Source organism: Chitinophaga sp. 01L420, from assembly GCF_056399985.1.
Genome location: NZ_JBFTSK010000018.1, coordinates 104,186 through 126,239, shown reverse-complemented (window position 1 = coordinate 126,239; position 22,054 = coordinate 104,186). Strand labels below are relative to the sequence as shown.

20 protein-coding genes are annotated in these 22,054 nt (G+C 44.7%); 10 read left to right on the top strand and 10 right to left on the bottom strand.

The window, feature by feature from the left end:
- Positions 1–1,903, top strand: a 1,903-nt coding sequence (locus AC1DP6_RS18725; RefSeq protein ID WP_477056185.1) for a DUF3857 domain-containing protein, incomplete at its 5' end; no start/stop codon positions are given.
- Positions 1,904–2,029: 126 nt separating this feature from the next.
- On the opposite strand, the gene AC1DP6_RS18720 is transcribed toward AC1DP6_RS18725, so the two are convergent.
- Entirely contained in the window at positions 2,030–3,298 is a 1,269-nt protein-coding gene (locus AC1DP6_RS18720) for a DUF937 domain-containing protein (RefSeq protein WP_477056184.1), read from the bottom strand.
- A gap of 474 nt (positions 3,299–3,772) precedes the next feature.
- Here AC1DP6_RS18720 and AC1DP6_RS18715 point away from each other — a divergent pair, with 474 nt between their 5' ends.
- The 6 genes from AC1DP6_RS18715 to AC1DP6_RS18690 all read left to right on the top strand — a co-directional run bounded on the left by AC1DP6_RS18715 (position 3,773) and on the right by AC1DP6_RS18690 (position 11,334).
- Positions 3,773–4,918, top strand: coding sequence for a porin (locus tag AC1DP6_RS18715; protein ID WP_477056183.1), 1,146 nt, complete (start codon positions 3,773–3,775; stop codon positions 4,916–4,918).
- Between the two features lie 39 nt (positions 4,919–4,957).
- Positions 4,958–6,151 carry a quaternary amine ABC transporter ATP-binding protein gene (locus AC1DP6_RS18710; protein ID WP_477056182.1) on the top strand — a complete coding sequence of 398 codons (1,194 nt, stop codon included), beginning with the start codon at positions 4,958–4,960 and terminating at the stop codon, positions 6,149–6,151.
- A 26-nt stretch (positions 6,152–6,177) separates the two neighbouring features.
- The gene (locus tag AC1DP6_RS18705; protein WP_477056181.1) at positions 6,178–7,008 is read left to right on the top strand and encodes an ABC transporter permease; all 831 of its coding nucleotides are present in this window, start codon (positions 6,178–6,180) and stop codon (positions 7,006–7,008) included.
- A gap of 11 nt (positions 7,009–7,019) precedes the next feature.
- Complete coding sequence (locus AC1DP6_RS18700) at positions 7,020–7,865, top strand: glycine betaine ABC transporter substrate-binding protein (protein ID WP_477056180.1); 846 nt, start codon at positions 7,020–7,022, stop codon at positions 7,863–7,865.
- A gap of 247 nt (positions 7,866–8,112) precedes the next feature.
- Positions 8,113–10,713 carry an ATP-dependent chaperone ClpB gene (gene clpB, locus AC1DP6_RS18695; protein WP_441574086.1) on the top strand — a complete coding sequence of 867 codons (2,601 nt, stop codon included), beginning with the start codon at positions 8,113–8,115 and terminating at the stop codon, positions 10,711–10,713.
- A 141-nt stretch (positions 10,714–10,854) separates the two neighbouring features.
- Entirely contained in the window at positions 10,855–11,334 is a 480-nt protein-coding gene (locus AC1DP6_RS18690) for a nucleoside deaminase (protein WP_477056179.1), read from the top strand.
- Between the two features lie 98 nt (positions 11,335–11,432).
- Here AC1DP6_RS18690 and AC1DP6_RS18685 read toward each other — a convergent pair whose 3' ends face one another.
- The 4 genes from AC1DP6_RS18685 to AC1DP6_RS18670 form a co-directional block, all read right to left on the bottom strand.
- Positions 11,433–11,789: an anti-sigma factor family protein gene (locus AC1DP6_RS18685; RefSeq protein WP_477056178.1), complete on the bottom strand. Its 357-nt coding sequence runs from the start codon at positions 11,787–11,789 to the stop codon at positions 11,433–11,435.
- Between the two features lie 17 nt (positions 11,790–11,806).
- Complete coding sequence (locus AC1DP6_RS18680; RefSeq protein WP_477056177.1) at positions 11,807–12,388, bottom strand: RNA polymerase sigma factor; 582 nt, start codon at positions 12,386–12,388, stop codon at positions 11,807–11,809.
- A gap of 73 nt (positions 12,389–12,461) precedes the next feature.
- The gene (locus AC1DP6_RS18675; RefSeq protein WP_477056176.1) at positions 12,462–13,547 is read right to left on the bottom strand and encodes a zf-HC2 domain-containing protein; all 1,086 of its coding nucleotides are present in this window, start codon (positions 13,545–13,547) and stop codon (positions 12,462–12,464) included.
- Entirely contained in the window at positions 13,537–14,112 is a 576-nt protein-coding gene (locus AC1DP6_RS18670; RefSeq protein WP_441574081.1) for a sigma factor-like helix-turn-helix DNA-binding protein, read from the bottom strand. The genes AC1DP6_RS18675 and AC1DP6_RS18670 overlap by 11 nt, the downstream gene beginning before the upstream one ends.
- Before the next feature lie 92 nt (positions 14,113–14,204).
- Between AC1DP6_RS18670 and AC1DP6_RS18665 the strand changes: the two genes are divergently transcribed.
- The gene (locus tag AC1DP6_RS18665) at positions 14,205–14,978 is read left to right on the top strand and encodes a C40 family peptidase (protein ID WP_477056175.1); all 774 of its coding nucleotides are present in this window, start codon (positions 14,205–14,207) and stop codon (positions 14,976–14,978) included.
- Between the two features lie 81 nt (positions 14,979–15,059).
- Here AC1DP6_RS18665 and AC1DP6_RS18660 read toward each other — a convergent pair whose 3' ends face one another.
- The 4 genes from AC1DP6_RS18660 to purE form a co-directional block, all read right to left on the bottom strand.
- Positions 15,060–15,599, bottom strand: a complete 540-nt coding sequence (locus AC1DP6_RS18660) for an inorganic diphosphatase (protein WP_208116220.1) — start codon at positions 15,597–15,599, stop codon at positions 15,060–15,062.
- Between the two features lie 227 nt (positions 15,600–15,826).
- On the bottom strand, positions 15,827–16,309 hold the full coding sequence (locus tag AC1DP6_RS18655; protein ID WP_441574079.1) for a nuclear transport factor 2 family protein: 483 nt from the start codon (positions 16,307–16,309) through the stop codon (positions 15,827–15,829).
- A gap of 264 nt (positions 16,310–16,573) precedes the next feature.
- Positions 16,574–17,530, bottom strand: coding sequence for a PhoH family protein (locus AC1DP6_RS18650; protein ID WP_441574078.1), 957 nt, complete (start codon positions 17,528–17,530; stop codon positions 16,574–16,576).
- A gap of 98 nt (positions 17,531–17,628) precedes the next feature.
- Entirely contained in the window at positions 17,629–18,084 is a 456-nt protein-coding gene (gene purE / locus AC1DP6_RS18645; protein WP_441574077.1) for a 5-(carboxyamino)imidazole ribonucleotide mutase, read from the bottom strand.
- A 262-nt stretch (positions 18,085–18,346) separates the two neighbouring features.
- Here purE and AC1DP6_RS18640 point away from each other — a divergent pair, with 262 nt between their 5' ends.
- Both AC1DP6_RS18640 and AC1DP6_RS18635 read left to right on the top strand, forming a co-directional pair.
- On the top strand, positions 18,347–20,995 hold the full coding sequence (locus tag AC1DP6_RS18640; RefSeq protein ID WP_477056174.1) for a PAS domain-containing sensor histidine kinase: 2,649 nt from the start codon (positions 18,347–18,349) through the stop codon (positions 20,993–20,995).
- Positions 20,996–21,004: 9 nt separating this feature from the next.
- Positions 21,005–21,394 carry a response regulator gene (locus AC1DP6_RS18635; protein ID WP_477056173.1) on the top strand — a complete coding sequence of 130 codons (390 nt, stop codon included), beginning with the start codon at positions 21,005–21,007 and terminating at the stop codon, positions 21,392–21,394.
- Here the strand turns inward: AC1DP6_RS18635 and rpe are convergent.
- Positions 21,375–22,040, bottom strand: coding sequence for a ribulose-phosphate 3-epimerase (gene rpe / locus AC1DP6_RS18630; RefSeq protein WP_477056172.1), 666 nt, complete (start codon positions 22,038–22,040; stop codon positions 21,375–21,377). The two genes, AC1DP6_RS18635 and rpe, sit on opposite strands and share 20 nt — an antisense overlap.
- Positions 22,041–22,054: the final 14 nt, after the last annotated feature.

Sequence of the window (22,054 nt, the reverse complement as noted above, 5' to 3'; positions counted from 1 at the left end):
GTTAACAATAAGCGTAGGCCTGCTGCTGGCAATAGCCGCACAGCCTGCGCTGGCAGGAGAGCCGTTTTATCCCGCTAAGAATATTCCGGCTGCCCTGAAAGAAAATGCACATGTGGTGAAAAGGCTGGATGAAACCACTGTTAAAGTAAATGACCTGTCAGATACCCGTATTACTTATCATTATGTTACTACAGTGCTGGATGAAAGCGGTGCTGCAGACGTACATCTGTATGAATACTACGATAAGCTGCGGGAGATCCGCTCTATCAGCGGCGCCTTGTATGATGCTAACGGTGAACTGGTAAAACGGCTGAAACAAAGCGAAATCAGGGATGTAAGCGCTGTGGATGATGCCAGCCTGATGACAGATGCGCGCATGAAACTGCACCAGTTCTACTATGCCGTATATCCTTATACGGTAGAATATACCGTAGAAATTCGTTCCGGTAATACCGCCTGGTTACCGCTATGGCAACCGCAGGACGGCATCGACTGCACCGTAGAGCAGAGTAAGCTCTCCGTAGCTGTGCCGTCGGATTATGCATTGCGATATCGTAGTTATCTCTATAACGGAGAACCGGCAACAACAACAGATAAAAATATAAAAACCTATACCTGGGAAGTAAAGCAGTTGGCAGCATTGAAGACGGAAGTGAACCCGGACGAATTTTATCGCCGTACCCCCAGCGTTTTCCTGGCGTCCACGGATTTTGAACTGGAACGCTACAAAGGTAATATGAGCACCTGGAAGGATTTTGGGACTTTCGTATATAAGCTGAATGAAGGAAGAGATGTGTTGCCAGACAACATAAAAGCAAAAGTACAGGAACTGACTAAAGGCATCAGCAGCCGCGCGGAAAAAATAAACGTGCTCTATAAATTCATGCAACAGAATAACCGCTATATCAGCATTCAGCTGGGAATTGGCGGCTGGCAAACCTTTGAGGCTACCGCTGTGGCAGCAAAAGGCTATGGCGATTGTAAGGCGCTGTCTAATTATATGATGGCATTATTAAAAGAAGCAGGTATCAAATCCAATTGTGTGCTGGTGAAAGCCGGCCCCAATGCACATACTATCCGGGAGGATTTTCCGTCATTCCAGTTTAATCACGTGATCCTTTGTGTGCCGGATGTAAAAGATACTACCTGGTTGGAATGTACCAGTAATACAATGCCCGCAGGTTATTTGGGGTCTTTTACAGACAACAGACCCGTACTGTTGATAGATGAAAAAGAAAGTAAGCTGATACGCACCCCGTTTTATGGAATGGATTGTAATGAGCAACTCCGTACCGTTTCCGCTTCGGTAGATTCCAGCGGTAACATAGATATCAGTGCTGTAACCATTCACAGTGGATTGCAGCAGGACAGGTTGCATAGCATGATTCATGAGCTGAGTGAAGAAAAGCAACTGGAGGCCTTGCGGAAAGGACTGGATCTTTCCAGTTATGATATCACCGGTTATCGCTGTAAAGAACTGGGTACTGTTATTCCTTCTATTGAGGAGAGGATACAGATCAAAGGACATAATTATGCTACGGTAACGGGTAAACGAATGTTCCTGGTTCCTGATATACTCTCCCGTGGAGGTATGAAACTGGATGCGGAAGAAGCCCGTAAATCGGAGATTAAATTTACTTATGCATACCGGGATATCGACACGGTAAATATTACATTGCCTCCTGGCTATCAGCCGGAGTCATTGCCGGCAGGGGTAACGGTGTCAGGAAAGTTCGGCACTTACAGCAGCAGCATTGTGTTGAAAGGAAATACGTTAAACTATATACGAAAAATGGAACAGAAGGCGGGCGTGTTTCCGGCGGCTGATTTCCCGGAACTCGTTAAGTTTTATGCCACTATATACAGGGCAGACAGAAGTCGGCTGGTATTGGTAAAGCAGTAACAAAAATTACGAATTACGAATTATGAATTACGGATTTGTGTGGAGATAGTAAACGCGATGATCAGCATTCGCTTATATCTACACACAAATCCGTAATTCATAATTCGTAATTCGTAATTCTTTCTTTTATTTCTCTCTCACACTAACAGATATATGTCTGTCTTTTTTCTTTTCTTCATCAGAAGCAGTAGCCGCAGCCTTGGCAAATTGTGAACCATATCCTTCCGCACCAAGTAGCTGTGCACTATTCGTATTGTTTTTCTTCAGTGAAGTAACTACGGATTCTGCACGTTCTTTGGAAAGACGCAGATTAGCCGTGCTGTCACCGGTACGATCAGTATAGCCACCTATTTTTATTTTGGCTTTTGGAAATGCTTTCATAATCGCTGCAATGTTACCCACCTGTTTCATACTTTCTTCTGTGAGTTGAGCGCTGCCGGTTTTGAAATTCAGGTTATCGAAATCAAACCATACGTCTTTGCCGGCTTTACGGGTATCATCTTTCAGGAATGTTACGAGCTGATCTTCTATACCTCCTTTATAGGCATCCAGTACGGTGCCGTCGGGGAGGGTTACTTTAATGCTTTCACGGGTTACTACCGGACCACCAGGTGTAACGTTCATAGTAGCAGAATCGGCCAGTTGGCTGGTAGTTACACTATCGCTCACTGGTGTGGTGCCTGGTTTATTACCGCCACAACCGCGCATCAGGTACCACAGTAAAATGATGGCGACCAATATCAGGAGCAACGACCAAACCCAGCGGTTACTGGTGGGAGCTGGTTTTATATTTACCGCACCGCCGGTAGTAGTGGCGGTATCGCCGGTAATGCCCAGTTTCTTGCCCAGATCTCCCAGGTTGGCCAGCCCCAGGATTCCCGCAATATTTAATCCACCGGGAATAGCACCCAGTATTTTATCTTTTTGAGAATCCAGTAAAGAAAGAAAGGAATTAGGTGAAAGATTGTTTTGTGCGGCATACTGACCTACCGTGCCGAGTGTGGCCGGCGTAGCTGATGCCATCAGCGTACTGGCAGACGATTCTTTAATACCGGCAAAGGAAGCCAACATACCAATAAGGGAGTTCACCTTGTCTCCAAACAGGCTACGTAGCAAATCTGCCCCTTTACCAACCAAACCTCCCGCTCCACCCTGCAGGGCACCCGTGATGGCAGATGGATTTGCATCCCCCGCTACCCCTTTTACCATGTCAAGTAAACCGCCGGCACTTCCGGAAGATCCGGCCTTGCTGAGCAGGCCGCCTAAGATGACCGGTACAATACCACTTAAGGCTTTCTGAATGCCCCCCTCGCTCTCTCCGAGTTGTGAGGAAGCCTGACTAACTACATTGTTGTTGAAAATACTTTTAGCGCTTTCCAGTAAGTCGAAAGACATAATTGTAGGGTTTAATGATGATGAATGTATTGATCAGTTTTGATTCTCAATCATCCGGCTCTTAGCAGGAACAGACAGACGTATGTCACAGGAAATTGTATAACAACAGAGTCACCCGCGTTGTTTGAATCGCTTAATAATTACTTTAAGATATCAATTTTGATATATAACGAATTATAAATAAGATGTTGATTTATAGGGAGATGTATGCCTTTTTTTGCTTTTCCTTTGGTGCGGCAGCCATTTTTTCGTACCTTCGCCGTGCTTTACGCATTTTTTCGACTGTTTAATGTGCCTTCCGTGCACGATGCAATACGCTATAACAGTCAATATTTATTGGATTTGATCATTTGTCGGGCCACATCGCGCCCGGTTTCCCTTTCCGGCTAGCTGTTTTATGCAGTTGCATGCACATAGGATTCCTATGTCGCCCTGGAAAAAGATCAGCTTAAACATATTTGAAAATTAGTAACTATGATTAAACAATCATCGTATTGGTTTTTGCTATGCTTACTGCTCCTCTTGCCGAGTATGCTTGTTGTTGCACAGGATAGCGAAACCAAAAAGGATAAGCCCACCTTTCATATAGGCGGAGCCCTGCGTTTTAATTACAACCTCTCTTCCTGGAAAAAGGAACAGGTAAAACGTGGTGGCGACTTTGGTTTCGATATGTTCCGCGTAAATGCAGATGCCGCCTGGAAAGGGCTGTCGCTACATGCAGAATATCGCTTTTATTCGAAGGATTTTGGCGGTGGTATGTTGAAAGAAGGTTATGTACGCTATCATTTCAATGACAGCACACAGGTAGATATCGGTCTTACGCAAGTACCCTTTGGTAATCAAACCTACAACTCGCATAGCTGGTTCTTTAACCTGCCTTATTATGTAGGTAAGGAAGATGATTATGATATGGGCATTAAGTTTGAACGCCGCCATCCACATTGGTTATACCAACTGGCCTTCTTTAAAAATGCGGAAGAACTAAACTTCGGCGACAAAACGGAAATTGACCCGGGCCGCTACAGTTACGATGTAGCAGGCAGAAACAAAGAAGTGAATCAGGGCAACGCCCGCACAGCATACTTTTTTAATGAGCATAACAGTATAGGCGCTTCCATTATGCTGGGTGGTTTGTATAACATTCCCTCCGGTAATATGGGAAGCCATTGGGCCGCCGCTATACATAGTGATCTGAACTGGCGAAGATGGAATCTGAAACTCCAGTCCGTGTATTATCAGTATAACGTGGCCGACTCTACGCAGTTTGAAAAAGTGGTGGATATGGCTGCCTATGGTGCCGCTTACCAGGTGGCTGCCCGCAGTTTTCTGCATACCGCTTCACTGGCATATACACAGCCGGTGAACTGGGGTCCTATCAGCGCACTCACCTTTTATAATGATTACTCTTATATGCATAAACCGGAAACTGGTTTTGCAGACACACAAATGAATGTACTCGGCTGTATGATAACAGCGGGACACATCTTTACTTATATCGACTGGGCAGCCGGAAAGAACCAGCCCTGGCTGGGTCCCGTATGGACAGATGCCCTTGCGGCCGGTGATAGCCAAGCCAAATGGCACAGTCGATTCAACATAAATATTGGCTACTATTTTTAACAAAAGCCTTAGCCGGTTAACAGCTAAAACTATTCAACGATGCCTAAACTTCAAATCGATAATCTGACCCTCATCTTTGGCCGCGAACGTAACACGGCGCTGCAACTGCTGAAGGAAGGTAAAAGCAAAGCCGACATACTGGAAGCTACCGGCTGCACCGTGGCCGTAAAAAACGCCTCTTTCCAGATTGAGAAAGGAGAATTTTTTGTGATCATGGGCCTCTCTGGTAGCGGTAAGTCAAGCCTGCTGCGTTGCTTAAACCGCCTGATAGAACCTACAGATGGTGATATTTTATTCAACGGTACCAACATTACCGAACTGAATGAAGCGGCATTGCAGCAAACACGCCGAAAGGAAATCTCCATGGTGTTCCAGAAGTTCGGTCTCCTGCCGCACCGTACTGTGCTGGAAAATATTGCTTTCGGCCTTGAACTGCAGGGCATGCCCCTGCCGGAAAGAACGGCTAAAGCCGTTGGTGTAGTGGAGCTCGTGGGACTTAAAGGATATGAACAGATGCTGCCATCAGAACTATCCGGTGGGATGCAGCAACGTGTAGGGCTTGCCCGCGCACTGGCCAACGATCCGGAAGTACTGCTCATGGATGAAGCCTTTTCTGCGCTGGATCCGCTGATCCGCACTCAGATGCAGGATGAGCTGCTGGATCTGCAGGAGAAAATGCACAAAACCATCATCTTCATTACACACGACCTCGATGAAGCGATCCGTCTCGGTGACCGCATCGCGATCATGAAAGATGGAGAAGTCATACAAATCGGTACCCCCGAAGAAATTCTGACGGCGCCGGCAAATGATTATGTGTCTTCTTTCGTGGAAAAAGTTGACCGTAAAACCATTATCACCGCCTCTTCTATGATGGATACCAAACCTACCATGGCAGTATTTCGGAAAGACGGACCGGAAGGTAGTCTGCGTAAAATGCGCGCTACCGGCCTCGATATCCTGCCTGCCGTGACCGTAGATAAGCACTTCCTGGGCTTTGTATATCTCCGTGAAATACTGGAAGTGAAAAAGCGGGGCGATAAAACAATTGAAGCAGTCATTCACCGCGATGTGCCGGTGGCTTACCCCGATACAACGGTAGAACAGATGTTGCCTTTTATTGCCGAAACAGATAAACCGGTGGCAGTAGTAGATCCGCAGAATAATAAATTGCTGGGCCTCATCTCACAAACATCCCTGATTATTGAAACCACAGGTAATCAGCCTGTATAACCCCTACGAATAAACGAAAATAAGATATGATTAAAATAGGAAAATATATAGAACAATTCATCAACTGGCTTACCCACAACTGCGGCCCCTTCTTTAAAACGGTCAAAGTAGGCGTGGAGGCGATGGTCAACAGTGTGCAATGGCTGCTCACTTTTACCCCCTTTTATGTAGTGATTGCTTTACTCACCATCCTCGCATGGAGACGTGCCGGCTGGGGAGTAGGCGTAATGACCCTTCTGGGTCTTGGTTTGATCTATGGTATGGGTTACTGGGGGCAAACCATGGAAACACTCGCATTGATCCTTGTATCGGCTGTAATTGCCTTATTAATAGGTATTCCATTAGGGATCTGGGCTGCTAAAAATAAAACTGCCGGTAAAATTATGCGCCCGCTGATGGACTTCATGCAAACCATGCCGGCTTTCGTATACCTGATCCCCGCAGTATTATTTTTCGGATTGGGAAAAGTACCGGGCGTATTTGCCACCATCATCTTTGCGATGCCACCGGCGGTACGCTTAACCACACTCGGGATCAAACAGGTACCGGAAGATATTGTGGAAGCTACCCGCTCTTTTGGCGCCACTTCCAGGCAACTGCTCTTTAAGGTAGAATTACCACTGGCCATGCCTACGTTGCTGGCAGGCGTAAACCAAACCATTATGATGGCATTGTCCATGGTGGTGATCTCCGCCATGATTGCCGCCGGCGGACTCGGAGAAGTGGTACTGAAAGGCATCACCCAGTTGAAAATAGGACTGGGCTTTGAAGGTGGTATTGCCGTAGTGATCCTGGCCATCATCCTGGATCGCATCACGCAATCATTCGGAAAAAGAAAACAACGCGCTAACAACTAAAACCAGCTGATATGAAAAAGATATTATTATTCGCACTGGCTGCCCTGGTAACAGTCATTACTGCCTGCAATTCCGGTGCGCAGAACGGAGATAAAAAGATTACCATCGCCTATGTAAACTGGGCTGAAGGTGTGGCAATGACACAACTGGCTAAAAGCATACTGGAACAGAAAGGCTACCACGTAACCCTGAAGAATGCAGATGTGGCGCCTGTATTTGCTGCGGTGGCAGGAGGGGATGCGGATGTATTCCTGGATACCTGGATGCCCGTGACGCACCATAACTATATGGAAAATTTCGGCCAGAAAGTAACGGTACTGAATACCAATTTCGAAGGCGCTAAGATAGGCCTGGTAGTACCGGACTATGTGGCTATTAAAAGCATCGATGAACTCAATGCTGCAAAAGATAAGTTCGAGGGCCACATCGTGGGCATCGATGCCGGCGCAGGTATTATGGGCAAAGCAGAAGACGCCGTGAAGGCCTACGCACTGGATTATCAGTTGCAGTCTTCCAGTGAAGCCGCCATGATGGCCACCCTGAAAAAAAGTATCGATGAAAAACAACCGGTAGTGGTAACCGGGTGGGCGCCACACTGGATGTTTTCCCGCTATAAACTCCGTTTCCTGGAAGACCCGAAACAGGTATTTGGAGAAACAGAAAAAATTCAAACTATCGCCAATAACGAATTCAGTATATCCGACACCGTAGCCGTTAATTTCTTCCGTAAGTTTCAGCTGAACAGTGAGCAACTAGGCTCCCTGATGGGCGCTATGGCAGATGTCGATGGTAGTGAAGAAGCCGCAGTGAAGGAATGGATGAAGAATAACCAGGAGCTGGTGAAAAGCTGGAATTAATTCAAAATAGAAAGCAGCAGGCAAAAAGCTATAGTAGCAGTTGATGATCCGCTACTATAGCTTTTTGCTTTTTGCCTGCTGCTTTGTGCTCGTGAAAAAATAGCAGTTACCAGGCTACTTTTCTGCTAAAAATGCAGTAATACTTTGTTTTATATGTCATAATTACCGGTTATAGAACATTGGATCACGGTTTGTTGTTACCTAAGCACGTTTGAGAACATCAAAAAAAGGAGCAAAACAAGCAGATATGAACTTGAATAATTTCACTATAAAATCGCAGGAAATACTGCAACAGGCACAACAACTGGCTTTTAATAATCAAAACCAGTCTATTGAAACAGGACACCTTCTAAAAGCCTTATTAAATGACGAAGACAGTCCCATTGAATACTTACTGAAGAAGAATGATGTCAACACTACTTTTGTTAACAGTAAGCTCAATGAACAGATAAATAAATACCCCCGCATGGCTGCCGGCGAAGGCGGCCAATCTCTGAGCCGGGACGCCAACAACGTAATATTACGGGCAGGCGCGGCCATCAAGGAATTTAAAGATGAATTTGTAAGCGTGGAACATTTGCTGCTGGGCATTCTCGGTGGTAATGATGATACCGCTAAACTGTTAAAAGATGCCGGTCTCACAGAGAAAGGACTTAAAACAGCGATCAAAGAACTGCGTAAAGGCGATACCGTTAACTCACAAAGTGGCGGTAATCAATATAATACCCTGCAAAAGTATGCGAAGAACCTCAACGAAATGGCCCGCGAAGGCAAGCTCGACCCGGTAATTGGTCGTGATGAGGAAATCCGCAGAACCTTGCACATCCTTTCCCGCAGATCTAAAAACAATCCTATCCTGGTGGGTGAACCCGGTGTTGGTAAAACCGCTATCGTGGAAGGACTGGGCCATCGTATCATCAATGGCGATGTACCGGAAAACCTGAAATCAAAAATCATTTATGCCCTCGATATGGGTGCGTTAATGGCAGGTGCCAAGTACCGCGGTGAGTTTGAAGAAAGACTGAAAGGTGTGGTAAAAGAAGTCGCAGAAAGCAATGGAGAAATCATTCTCTTCATAGATGAAATCCACACCCTGATAGGTGCCGGTGCCATGGAAGGCGCCATGGATGCTGCTAACATCCTGAAGCCCGCGCTGGCAAGAGGAGAACTCCGCGCTATCGGTGCCACCACCCTCAATGAATACCAGAAATATTTTGAGAAAGATAAAGCCCTCGAAAGACGCTTCCAGAAAGTACTGGTAGACGAACCTTCCGTGGAAGATGCCATCTCCATTTTACGTGGACTGAAGGAAAAATATGAAAGTCATCACCATGTACTGATCAAAGATGAAGCGATCATTGCAGCGGTAGAGTTATCACATCGCTATATCACCGACCGTTTTTTACCGGACAAGGCGATTGACCTCATTGATGAAAGTGCAGCGAAGCTCAGGTTGGAAATGAATTCTATGCCGGAAGAGCTGGATGAACTGGAAAGAAGAATCAGGCAACTGGAAATTGAAAGAGAAGCCATCAAGCGGGAAAACGATGAAGATAAGTTGCGTGAGCTGAAAGAAGAAATAGCGAGATTGAGTGAAGAACGTAACACCTTCAAAGCAAAATGGCAGGCAGAGAAAGAAGTAGTGGACCAGATCCAGAATGCTAAATCAGCGATTGAAAACCTGAAGCTGGAAGCCGAACAGGCAGAGCGTAACGGCGACTTTGGCCGCGTAGCCGAAATCCGGTATGGTAAGGTGAAAGAGCAGGAAAAACTGGTCATCGATCTGACAGAAGAATTGAATAAAATATCTGCTAATCATAAACGTCTTCTTAAAGAAGAAGTGGACGCAGAAGACATCGCGGAAAACGTAGCCAAGGCTACCGGTATCCCGGTATCTAAAATGATGCAGAGTGAAAAGGATAAATTACTGCACCTGGAAGATGAGCTGCATCAGCGGGTAATAGGTCAGGACGAAGCAATTATCGCGGTGTCTGATGCGATACGCCGCAGCCGCGCAGGACTGCAGGATCCACGCCGGCCTATAGGGTCCTTCATTTTCCTCGGTACTACCGGGGTGGGTAAAACAGAGCTGGCCAAAGCATTGGCAGAATACCTGTTTGACGATGAAAACATGATGACCCGTATAGACATGAGTGAGTACCAGGAAAAACACTCTGTGAGCCGCCTGGTAGGTGCACCTCCGGGATATGTGGGATATGATGAAGGCGGACAACTCACAGAAGCCGTACGCCGTAAACCTTATTCCGTGATCCTGCTGGATGAAATAGAAAAAGCACATCCGGATACCTTTAACATTTTGTTGCAGGTATTAGACGATGGACGCTTAACGGATAACAAGGGTCGGGTGGTGAATTTTAAGAACACCATCATCATCATGACCAGCAACATGGGTAGTCATATTATCCAGGAAAACTTTGAAAACATCAACGATGCCAACAGGGAAGAGATAGTAGATAAGACAAAAGAGGAAGTAATGACCCTGCTGAAACAAACCATCCGTCCGGAGTTCCTGAACAGGATAGATGAGGTAATTATGTTCCAGCCGTTGATGAGAAATGAAATTAAGGGAATAATTAACATTCAGTTACAACAACTGAAGGACATGGTAGCGAAAAATGGCATGATATTGGAATTTTCAGATTATGCGCTCGAATACCTTTCCGTTCAGGGTTATGACCCGCAGTTTGGTGCAAGACCATTGAAACGCCTGATCCAGAAGGAAATCATTAACCTCTTAAGTAAGAAGATTCTTGGAGGTGATATTGATAAATCCAAACCAGTGCTGATAGATGTGTTTGATGGCGTAGTAGTAATCAGAAACAATTAATTCTAAATACGACGATACATAGTTAACGATAAGCCCCGCGATTCTTCGCGGGGCTTTTTTTATGCATTGTTTTCGCAGTGCCTGGCTGCAGGTATTGTCGATAGCTTTTCCTAAATTTGAATGAATCAAAATAGTCATTGTATGCCGGGAGAAAGAGAAAGAAGATTTATGCAGCATGCCATTGCTTTATCCCGTAAGGGCATGGAAAATGGCGAAGGCGGACCTTTTGGAGCTATTGTAGTAAGAGGAGAGGAGATTGTAGGAGAAGGCTGGAACCAGGTACTTGCCGATACAGATCCCACAGCACATGCAGAAGTGGTGGCGATACGACAGGCCTGCAAAAAGCTAGGTACTTTCCAGTTACAGGATTGTGAAATCTATACTTCCTGTGAACCCTGCCCTATGTGTTTAGGAGCTATCTACTGGGCCAGGCCATTGCGTGTTTACTACGCCAATACCAAGGAAGATGCGGCGGCTATTGATTTTGATGATTCATTTATTTACAGGGAAATAGCAGAAGACCATGCCCATAAAAAAATTCCGCTGATTGCGATGCCAGATAAAGCAGCTTTGGAAGTTTTCCGTGATTGGAAAGAACGGGGAGACAGAACGTTATATTAGAAACAGCTATTAGCTTTTAGCTGTTAGTAAATGCAGCGAATAACATCATATATTTATCTCCGCTGCATTTACTAACAGCTAACAGCTAACAGCTGTTTCTAATGCCTAATAGCTGCAAAGTGATATATCCAGAATAGGGCCAGCAGTAGAAACAGGATAATGAGAATGATAACGGTGAGGTAGATATTATTATCTGATTTTCTCCTGGTGCGGTAACGTTTACGTAGTTTTTTAAGAAGATCCCATTTCATCTCAATGATCCATCCGGGTATCTTTTCCTTATCTTTTATAGCAGCCAGACCTTCCAGTGCATCACTACAAAGCTCGCAGTCGGACAGGTGCATTTCTACCTCATGTTGTTCTTCAGCAGTCAGCTTACCCTGCACATAGTCCAGCAGCTGCTGTTGTGTAGGACAGCCTGTAGTTACAAAGATATCGTTGAAATGCTCGTTCATATCACTATTAATGCAAATTAACTTTTGTTTGCGCGTTGTTGTTTTTCCAGTAAAAGTTTCAGGTTCCTTTTGCCATTCTGGATATAACTCTTTACTTGTAGCAGGCTATATCCGGTTTGATCAGCAATTTCCTGGTATGATTTCTTTTGCAGGTAAAACAGCTGTACACAAACTTTCTGTTCAGGAACTAGCAGGTTCATGGCCTGTTCCATATTTTCCAGCAAGATATCCTTTTCCTGGTATACCCGCTTATCTTCCTCTTCAGCTGCGATGGCACTCATATGTTTGTCAGAAATTTCTTCCTTGTATTTCATATGTTTTTGCCGCAACTGCATCAGGCAGTAATTTTTGGTTACCTGGTAAATCCAGGCCCGGAAAAACTGTATCTCATGTTTATTGATGTCGGATAACATCTTGAGAAAGATTTGCTGCACGGCGTCGCGTGCATCTTCTTCATTCTTCAGGTATTTCATGCACATACCGAGCAATAGCAAGGCATATCGGTCAAACAGCACACCTATCCAATCACTGTTGTTATCAGCTTTGAACCGTTGCAGTAGCTCCTGGTCTGTTAGTTGTTGTATGTCTGGATTATTCACAGGCTAATAAATGGAATGCTGCATATGAGATGCAGCATTCGCAAAAGTCCATAATATTTTTGATATTTTTTTATTACATGCTATCTAATGCTTGTTGGGCTGCACTTTTCATAGAACCATCCATGCGTACTACTTCCCGGAACATACGGCGGGCTTTACCCATTTGTCCTTTGCTGCGATAGCAGATGGCCAGTTGATAACGCGCCATCTCTACATATTTGCCGGAGCTGACAGATTCAATTCTTCTGTACCGGTCTATTGCTTCACCCAGGTTACCCTGTTGCTGGTATACCATCGCTGCTTTATAGAGGTACTCATCGCTGTTGACAGCCGTTACCGGTGCTTCTTTTTTAGGGGGATCCGGTTTTGGATCAGGCTTATCTTCTTTGGGTGCTGGTTTATTATCTGGTTTTGGATCAGGCTTTTTATCCTCTTCTTTTTCTTTGGCTTTATCAGCCGCAGCTTTTTTCAGAGAATCGGCCTGCTTCAGCAAAAGTGCCTGTCGTTTTACGCTGTCTGCAGCTGCTTTCCTTTGCAATGCTTTCAATGCAGCCGCTTTTTTCAGGGCGATGGAATCCGGGTGGGTAGCATTGGCGGCTACTGCTATCACGGGCTTACCGGGTGTTTCTGTTTTATGAGTAACGGGCGGTGGTGCTACTATCGGGTCATTGCTGACAGGAGATACCACCGGGCCGGTTGTTACAGCACTGGTTTGGGCAGAATCCTTTGCAGGCAAACTGGCGGCCATTATTCTTACCGGGGGCTGGTTCCGCATGTGACCACGTAAAACATATATGCTGCCAATACCTAAGCCAATAAAGGCTACTACCCAGAAATAAGTCAGCATATGCTCCTTATTCTTTTCCTTGCGGGTGTATTGCGCTACTTTATGTCCATGTGAAACCGGCTGCACACTATTGTGTACATAGCGTTGCAGTTTGTTGGTCAGATCCTGGTAATTTTCAGTATTCCCTTCTTTCTCCAATGCCTGCAGGGCATCATAACACAGATCACAATCGGTGAGATGCTGTTCTACCAGATGTCTTTCCACGTCTGTGAGCCTCCCATCCAGATAGCGGGGTAGCTGATCTCTGCTGAGGCAACGGATAGCGGAAAAAATCTTCAGTACTTTATCATTATTCGGTTTACTACTTAACATATCCCTGGTTCATAAATAGCTTGGCAAGTTTTCCTTTGGCTGCTTTCAGTTGGGATCTCAACTTTTCCCGTGATAATCCGGTGGATGCTGAAAGGTCTGCAAAAGATTTATTCTCAAGATAAAACTGTGTAATAATGGCTTTGTCGTCTGCCTGTAGCCGTTGTAAGGCCTGTTCCAGCCGGACAATCAGATCCTGCCGGTCAATGATATTGGTAGCGGCTTTGTCCACTGTGTTTTCGATATGTAACAAATCTCTTCCATCGCGTGATGGATAAAAAGGAGTATTTTTTTCCGGTTTACCCAGGTATCCTTTCTGTATATGTAAGATCCATTCATTGGCTTTGTAGATGGTCTGCGTTTTAAGACTGGCACTTAATCTCTGTAGCAGGGCGGGAAATACAACATTGGGGTCCAGGTTGGAATTATTACTCAAATGGGGAATGGTAACAGCTACCAGTAAATGACTGTACCTGTCCATCAATACGCCTTCTGCCTCGCGGTCGTTCTGTTTCCTGGCGCGGGATATCAGCTCTTTGTCGGATAAATTGGTTAACTGTTGTTGCATAAACTTATTACTTTATATTTACGTACAAAAGCGGAAAAAGTTCATTTAGCGCATAAGATTATTGAATAATAAAATGGATTTATACAATTAATATGCCATACGCCATTGTTATTGTGCCAGTTGCGCCATTAAGGGGAACTGCCTCACACAAGAGTGAAATGATTTCCCAGTTACTATGGGGAGCTTGTGTTGAAATTACGGAAACAGCTCCCGGCGGCTGGGTACAAATAAAAAATCAATACGACGAATATACAGGCTGGGCCACTGCTGCTCACCTGGAACCCATTGATGAAACATTGTTCCTGGCACCGGCTGCCTGGTATTTACCTGGTTGGGTGAACCGGGTTACCATGAATGATCAGCTGATGCTGGTACCTTTTGGATGCCTGGTGAAGAGCAATAACGATACTTCCACGCAATGGGGAAATATGGTCGTAAAATTCGAAGATAAGCCACTTCCCTTAACTAATACTGCTGCAATCGATATAACGGCTTTAAAGAACGCTGCAGGGCAGTTTTTAAATACGGGTTATCTCTGGGGTGGTTCCAGTGTTTTCGGGGTCGATTGTTCTGGTTTTACACAAAATGTTTTTAAGTTATCCGGTATTTCCCTGTGGCGGGATGCGTATCAGCAGGCCACACAGGGACATCTTGTCGATTTTTTACAGGAAGCGCGGCTGGGTGATCTGGCCTTCTTCGATAATGAAGAGGGTAGGATTACGCATGTTGGGATATTGCTGAACGATCACGAAATTATCCATGCTTCGGGGAAGGTTCGTATTGATCCGATCGACAACCAGGGTATTATCAATGCAGAAACGGGGCTTCGCACACATCAGCTGCGCATTATAAGAAGATTTTTTTAGCCTTTTTGTAGAAAAGAAATGCAGCGAAGTATCTCCGCTGCATTTCTTCTAAAAGCTAAAAGCTAATGGCTAAAAGCTGTATCAGCTTTGTTTGAAAATCTTGCGATAATCTTCAAAGCTCTGCATAATAATTTTTTCTGCTTTGGCCTTATTCTGGAATTCTTCTACCACAACGGTTTTCTTTTCCAGCTTTTTGTATTCTTCGAAGAAATGACGCATTTCATCGATGAAATGAGGAGGCAGTTCAGAAATATCGTTGATGTGGTTTACGCTCATATCGTTGGCTGCTACTGCAATGATTTTATCATCTGCTTCACCACCATCAATCATTTGCATTACGCCAATGATTTTAGCCTCGATGATGCACATAGGTACACATTCAATCTGAGATAATACCAGGATATCCAATGGATCATGGTCATCGCAGTAAGACTGTGGAATAAAACCGTAGTTGGCAGGATAGTATACAGAAGAATATAAAACCCGGTCCAGTTTCAGCAAACCGCTTTCTTTATCCAGTTCATATTTGGCACGGCATCCCTTTGGAATCTCTATAATTGCATTTACAACATTTGGCACTTCAGAGCCGGGACTCACACTGTGCCAGGGATTTGTCATCATAATAATCTACTTTACTTTAAGGTTTATTGTTCAATATTGGCTTAATGTAGAAAAGTGAATAAAGTACTCACCTCACTTTTCATGAAGATATGGTTAGGTTTCCGGTAAATAAACAGGAAATGCGCCACACATTCGGATCATTAATGCGTGGCAAAATTAAGGGAACTACCCGTTAATAGCTAAAAATTATCCCTTCCTTTTTGTAAAAAGACAAAAAGGGGGAAAATTTATTTAGTTTCCGGCATGACAATACCGGTGGCAGAAGTAGTATCTGTAGGTAAAACCCCGGTAGAATCAAATGCGTTACCCGTTTGYGGTGCGTAGTTGGGAATAATGCTGTCGAATGTCAGGGAAATTTTCCACTGTCCGTTTTCCTTCACCATCTGGAGGATTTCTTTCTGGTGTGCGGAGGAGTTCAGGATAGTTACAGCGGCTTTATCGCCATTTTCTTCAATGTTGACTACCTCTATCCTTGCATTTTTAATCTTTTCCCTTTCCGGGCCACTGCGGCGGCCGTCAAAAATAGCATAGATCTGTATTACCTGCTGAGATTCTTTGGTGGCATAGTCCCTTGCCTGGTCGTAGTTCGAATCCTGAATCGCATGCATAAACGCCAGCGCTACCTCTTCGGGGGAAGCCCTTTTCTTACAACTGCCCAACAGCAAAGTTGTAGTCAATGCCAGTGTCATGATTCGAAAAAAATTGGTCATGCGGTCGATAAATTATTATATATCACAACAAAAATAGGGGTAAACTTCAATTCTGCAAAGTCATCAACTATGGTGTGGCTCATTCACAGGCTTTCGGACTGAATATCTCCCTTGGATAAAAACAGGTGAACTTACAGCAATCGCCGTTAACAAAGAGTTAATATTTCATCATTTGGCTATTTTGTTATATAGATATTTCTCCCGGAATGGCTACTGCCATTGAAAAAACATCAAAATAACAAAATAGCCAAACGATAAAATGGTCTATTTGTCCTTATTGGCTTCATATGCCCTGATGATGGCTTTCACCAGTCGATGTCTTACAACATCTTCTTCATCAAGTTCCACATGAGCAATGCCTTCAATGTTACGAAGGATGCGCGAAGCCCTTTCCAGACCGGATTGCTGATTTTTAGGTAAATCTATCTGCGTAAGGTCACCGGTAATAATGGCCTGGGCAGATGCTCCAATACGGGTTAGAAACATTTTGATCTGCAGATCAGTGGCGTTTTGTGCCTCATCCAGGATAATGAACGAATTATCAAGGGTACGACCACGCATATACGCCAGTGGTGCAATCTCAATTACGCGGTTGGTCATGTAATAACTCAGTTTTTCCGCAGGGATCATATCATCCAGCGCATCATACAATGGCCGCAGATATGGATCAATCTTTTCTTTTAAATCTCCCGGCAGAAAACCAAGACTTTCACCCGCTTCTACCGCAGGACGTGTCAGGATAATCTTTTTAACAGCTTTGTTTTTGAGCGCACGTACCGCTAAAGCTACAGCAGTATAGGTTTTACCGGTACCGGCAGGACCTATCGCGAAGATAATGTCATTTTTCTCCGCCAGGGCTACCATCTTTTTCTGGTTGGATGTACGTGCTCTTACCGTACGACCGTTAGGACCAAATACCAATACTTCATTGGGGTTACGCTCACTGAAATTATCGACTTTTGTGCCTTCCTCATCTCCCAGAATCTGTTCAAAATAGTTCTCCGTCAAATTACCGTTTCGTTCCAGGTACTTAACGATCTGACCGATTTTTTCCTCCGCTGTAGCCACTTCTTCCGGTGCCCCACTCAATTTTAACTGGGTGCCCCTGGACAGGATCTTAAGCAATGGGAATTTCTTTTTCAGCAGATCTAGTTTTCCGTTATTAACTCCGAAAAACTCAATGGGATTAATACTGTCTAAATTGATAATGGATTCAGTCAATGATTCTTGATTTAATTGTCCAGGAAATGATCGGTATTTTTCAATCCGAATATATTTAAATCTTGTACAACCTGGAAGACGCAATTGTTAAGCTATCACTAAATTCTGTACCCGTTCTGTTTGAAGGCTTCCACTTTAGCGGCGATATCCTTGTTGCTCAAAGCAATGATACGGGCGGCCAGAATTGCTGCATTGCGCGCTCCTGCTTTTCCTACTGCCAATGTACCAACAGGTAAGCCTGCAGGCATCTGTACAATTGAATACAATGCGTCAATACCGCCAGGTAAACCACCTTCTAAAGGAACTCCCAGAACAGGCAGCGAAGTGTAAGCTGATACAACTCCCGGTAAGGCTGCTGCCATGCCCGCTGCGGCAATAATTACGCCAAATCCCTTCTCCTGAGCGGTGATACACAATTCACGTACTTTATCCGGATTACGATGTGCAGAGGCTACCACCATCTCATTTTCAATCCCAAAATGTTGGAGGTGTTTCTGTGATTCTTCCATTACAGGCTTGTCACTCTCGGAACCCATGATAATCAAAACTTTCATCTCAAATAGTATTTTAAAAAATGATAATTTATATAGACAGCCCAAAGATATTGATCGTTTAACAATTTCAGAAAACTGAAAATCCACAACACGTGGATAAATGATACCTTATAACCACTCATCCGCCCGTTGAAGGCGCATTTGTAAAGGAATTGACCTTTATCCAACATTTTATTACTTTTACCAGCACAATAGTGTTTTTTATTATATAATGCCTACTTTGGGTATTTCCTGACACAACGATCTTAGATTCTGCTATCATATGAATGTAGTTATGCTGGAACAGCACTACCGGCACTTACAGCATCTTGAAGCCGCTATTAATGCCTGTGCACTCTCTGTCACAATAGATGCCGAGGGGATGGTAACTGCGGTAAATACGCAGGTGGTAGCCGCATTGCAGCAATCATCCGACCTACTTATCGGTCAACCGCTCACTAATATCCTCCGACCCGCAGATACGGACCGGTGGCAAAAAATATGGACCACCTTACTGACCGGCAATCCCGTGCAGGAACAATGCTGTTTTCTTAAACAGGAAGACACCCCGCTCTGGCTGGAAGCCGGTATCAGCCCCCTCATGAACGAGGACGGCACCATGGAACATTGCATACTCATTGGTATAGACATCACCTCCCGTAAACTCGATGAAATAAAACGCGAACAAAATGAAATCTATTACAGCCAGGTACTGGAAAACCTCCCCCTGGGTCTGCAACAGTTTTCACCCGATGGCAATAGCATGGATATGAACAGCCGCCAAAGGGAAATATGGGGCGAGGCCCATCCGTTTTTTACAAAACAAGCCTATAAATGGCTGCAGGACCCGTTCTATCGCCTCAATGGACTCTCTGAAATGTTTGAGGAAGCCCTCAGCACCCGAAAAACACTGAAACGCGAAATATTACTCAGCTACCGCGAAAAAAGAAACGAGAACGTTACCCGGCTTTACCCGGTTTACTTTGAAGCCACGATATTTCCGCTCACCGATCAGCAGCGGAATATGGTCAATATCTTCCTGATACTGGATGATATTACAGAGAAAAAACTCTCTGAACTAAGCCTGCAAAAAAGTGAAAGACTCCTCGACAATATCATCGAAAACCTGCCCATAGGATATATTCAGTTTGATAATTTCGGCTTTATACGCCGCATCAATCAAACCCAACGCTTCTTCTTTAATTCGCCATATCCCGCTGTACGGCAGCCTTTCAATGTCATGAACGACGACCTGTCCACCATGTTTGAATTGGATAAACTGTTTATTCAGGCACTGGAAGAAAACAAATCCCTGCGGGTGGAAAAAAGGATCGACTTCTCCCAGGATAAACGTTGGACAACCGTTGGCCGTGAAGTATATCTCGACCTGACCGTTTTCCCGGTAATAGAACCGATAGACAAGGAAATGATTGTGGTGGCGCTGGTGAATGATATTACGGACAAAAAAATGCAGGAACTGGAAAACAGGAAAAACCAGGAATTCCTCCAGCAAACCGGCAGTATAGGCAAAATAGGCGGGTGGGAAATGGATATCGACAATCAGCAGGTACGCTGGACAGATCAATCCTATTATATCCACGACTGCCCCGTTGATACGGAAATAAACTTTGAGAAGGCAATGGCCTTCTACACCCCGGAAGCAAGGGAAAGCCTGCAGGCACTCATTCAGCAATGTATAGATACCGGTAAACCTTTTGATGCACAACTAACGATTGTATCCGCAAAGCAACAGCTGAAAAGGGTCCGCTCCATCGGGCAGCCCGGCTATGTAGATGGGCGCCTGGTAAGGATGTACGGAGTAATACAGGATATTACAGAACAACTCGAAATAAGAGACGCACTCACACGGAACACTGAGCTGATGCGCCTTTTCTTCGATACCATCGATATGGGCTATGCGGCCATGGAAAAAAACGGGAACGTGAACTTCCTCAACCGGAAGGCAGAGAAAATGATCGGACACCCGGTAGCCATGGGCAGTAACATCTTTGAAGAGTTCCCCCGGCTTAGTGGTACTGTATTTTATGCGCGGCTGCAGGAATGTATTCTGCAGCAAACTTCTCAATCTTTTGGTATTTACTTTCCGGGAGTAGACAAGTGGTATGATTTCCTGCTTACACCTATGCAGGATGGCGGTATTTCCGTGTTCATGCGGGATATAACAGATAGCCGGAAAATGCAGAAGGAGCTGAGAAAGGCCAATGACCAGCTATCGAATCTTAATAAAAACCTCATCAACCAGAACAAGCAGCTGGAAGACTTTGCCCATATAACCTCCCATAACCTCCGGGCGCCTATTGCCAATCTGAAGGCGCTGATGCAAATGCATAACGAGGCGGTGGCTCAGCAGGAAAGAGACCTGTACCTGGGAATGGTACATGAGGTGATTAAAAAGATTGATGAAACCCTGAACGACCTGGTAGAAGTAGTACAGATCCGGAAAGATGTGAATGTAGAGAAAGAAAAATTACAGTTTGCAGAGCGGTTACAAAAAGTAAGGGATGTACTCCTGGTAGACATTGAAACCAGTAATATTCAGATTACCTATAACTTTGGAGCAGAGCCGGTGATTGAGTATCCAAGGGTATACCTGGATAGTATCTTACAGAACTTTATTACCAATGCCATCCGTTATCGTTCTTCAGAACGCACGCCAGCTGTACATTTACAGACCTGGAAGGAAAATGAAAACATCATATTAAGTGTGGAGGATAACGGCGTAGGGATAGATATGGAACGCTTCGGCAGCAAATTATTTGGGTTCCGCAAAACATTTCATAAGAATAAAGACGCTAAAGGAATAGGCCTGTTCATTACTAAAACCCAGGTAGAAGCAATGGGTGGAAATATAAGGGCAGAAAGCCATCCTGGAGAGGGAACGAAATTTATTATTACATTTAGATCAGAATAAACCCCCTTTATGAAGTTGATCGATACGATTTTTATTGTAGATGATGATCCTATACACCAGCAGATTGCTAAAATCATGATCGAACGTCAGGCAATCAGCAATAATATCCGTGTATTTTCCGATGCACAGGACGTGCTGGACTATCTCCGTGAAAACGCAGCAGATACGCATGCCCTGCCCGATCTTATTTTACTGGATCTCAATATGCCGGTGATGGATGGCTGGGAGTTCCTGGAGGAGTACGCCGCATTTTGCGATGAGCTGCCTAAGAACATCAGGATATTTGTGCTCACCTCTTCTATCGATGAAAAGGACAGAGAGCGGGTAAGCGCTTACGATTTCGTAACAGGCTATCTCACCAAGCCATTATCAAAAGAAATTATTTCGCACTTGTCTTAAGTGCATGAATGGTCTTTTCAGGATCTGCGGAAGAAAACACCGCGCTGCCTGCCACCAGTACATTGGCGCCTGCATCAATAAGCTGTCCTGCATTTTCCGTTCCTATGCCTCCGTCTACTTCAATCAACGCATGTGAATGGGTATCGGTGATCAGCTTTCTCAGTTGCCGGATTTTATGATAGGTTTGCTCAATAAAGGTTTGACCACCAAATCCCGGATTTACACTCATGATCAGCACTACATCAATATCCCTGATTACATTTTCCAGCATGCTTACAGGTGTATGTGGGTTCAGTGCCACACCGGCTTTCATGCCAAGTCCTTTTATCTGTTGAATATTACGGTGAAGATGAATGCAGGCTTCGAGGTGCACGGTTAAGATATCTGCCCCGGCTTTTTTGAAGTCTGCCGCATACTTTTCCGGTTCTTCGATCATTAAGTGAACATCACAGGGCTTGTTGGCTCTTTTCTTTATCTGGGCAATAACAGGCAGGCCATAACTGATGTTAGGTACAAATCTGCCATCCATTACATCCAGATGAAACCAGTCTGCTTCACTACGGTTCACCATATCTATATCCTTTCCCAGCTCCAGGAAATTCGCTGCCAGTAAAGATGGCGCCACTAAAACAGGATGTTTTTCCAAATGCAGTATTTTTG

What these genes read in the sequence shown, in the direction of transcription:
- AC1DP6_RS18720 (WP_477056184.1), bottom strand. Translation starts at nt 3,298, where the DNA reads ATGTCTTTCGACTTACTGGAAAGCGCTAAAAGTATTTTCAACAACAAT.
- AC1DP6_RS18715 (WP_477056183.1), top strand. Translation starts at nt 3,773, where the DNA reads ATGATTAAACAATCATCGTATTGGTTTTTGCTATGCTTACTGCTCCTC.
- AC1DP6_RS18710 (WP_477056182.1), top strand. Translation starts at nt 4,958, where the DNA reads ATGCCTAAACTTCAAATCGATAATCTGACCCTCATCTTTGGCCGCGAA.
- AC1DP6_RS18705 (WP_477056181.1), top strand. Translation starts at nt 6,178, where the DNA reads ATGATTAAAATAGGAAAATATATAGAACAATTCATCAACTGGCTTACC.
- AC1DP6_RS18700 (WP_477056180.1), top strand. Translation starts at nt 7,020, where the DNA reads ATGAAAAAGATATTATTATTCGCACTGGCTGCCCTGGTAACAGTCATT.
- clpB (WP_441574086.1), top strand. Translation starts at nt 8,113, where the DNA reads ATGAACTTGAATAATTTCACTATAAAATCGCAGGAAATACTGCAACAG.
- AC1DP6_RS18690 (WP_477056179.1), top strand. Translation starts at nt 10,855, where the DNA reads ATGCCGGGAGAAAGAGAAAGAAGATTTATGCAGCATGCCATTGCTTTA.
- AC1DP6_RS18685 (WP_477056178.1), bottom strand. Translation starts at nt 11,789, where the DNA reads ATGAACGAGCATTTCAACGATATCTTTGTAACTACAGGCTGTCCTACA.
- AC1DP6_RS18675 (WP_477056176.1), bottom strand. Translation starts at nt 13,547, where the DNA reads ATGTTAAGTAGTAAACCGAATAATGATAAAGTACTGAAGATTTTTTCC.
- AC1DP6_RS18670 (WP_441574081.1), bottom strand. Translation starts at nt 14,112, where the DNA reads ATGCAACAACAGTTAACCAATTTATCCGACAAAGAGCTGATATCCCGC.
- AC1DP6_RS18665 (WP_477056175.1), top strand. Translation starts at nt 14,205, where the DNA reads ATGCCATACGCCATTGTTATTGTGCCAGTTGCGCCATTAAGGGGAACT.
- AC1DP6_RS18660 (WP_208116220.1), bottom strand. Translation starts at nt 15,599, where the DNA reads ATGATGACAAATCCCTGGCACAGTGTGAGTCCCGGCTCTGAAGTGCCA.
- purE (WP_441574077.1), bottom strand. Translation starts at nt 18,084, where the DNA reads ATGAAAGTTTTGATTATCATGGGTTCCGAGAGTGACAAGCCTGTAATG.
- AC1DP6_RS18640 (WP_477056174.1), top strand. Translation starts at nt 18,347, where the DNA reads ATGAATGTAGTTATGCTGGAACAGCACTACCGGCACTTACAGCATCTT.
- AC1DP6_RS18635 (WP_477056173.1), top strand. Translation starts at nt 21,005, where the DNA reads ATGAAGTTGATCGATACGATTTTTATTGTAGATGATGATCCTATACAC.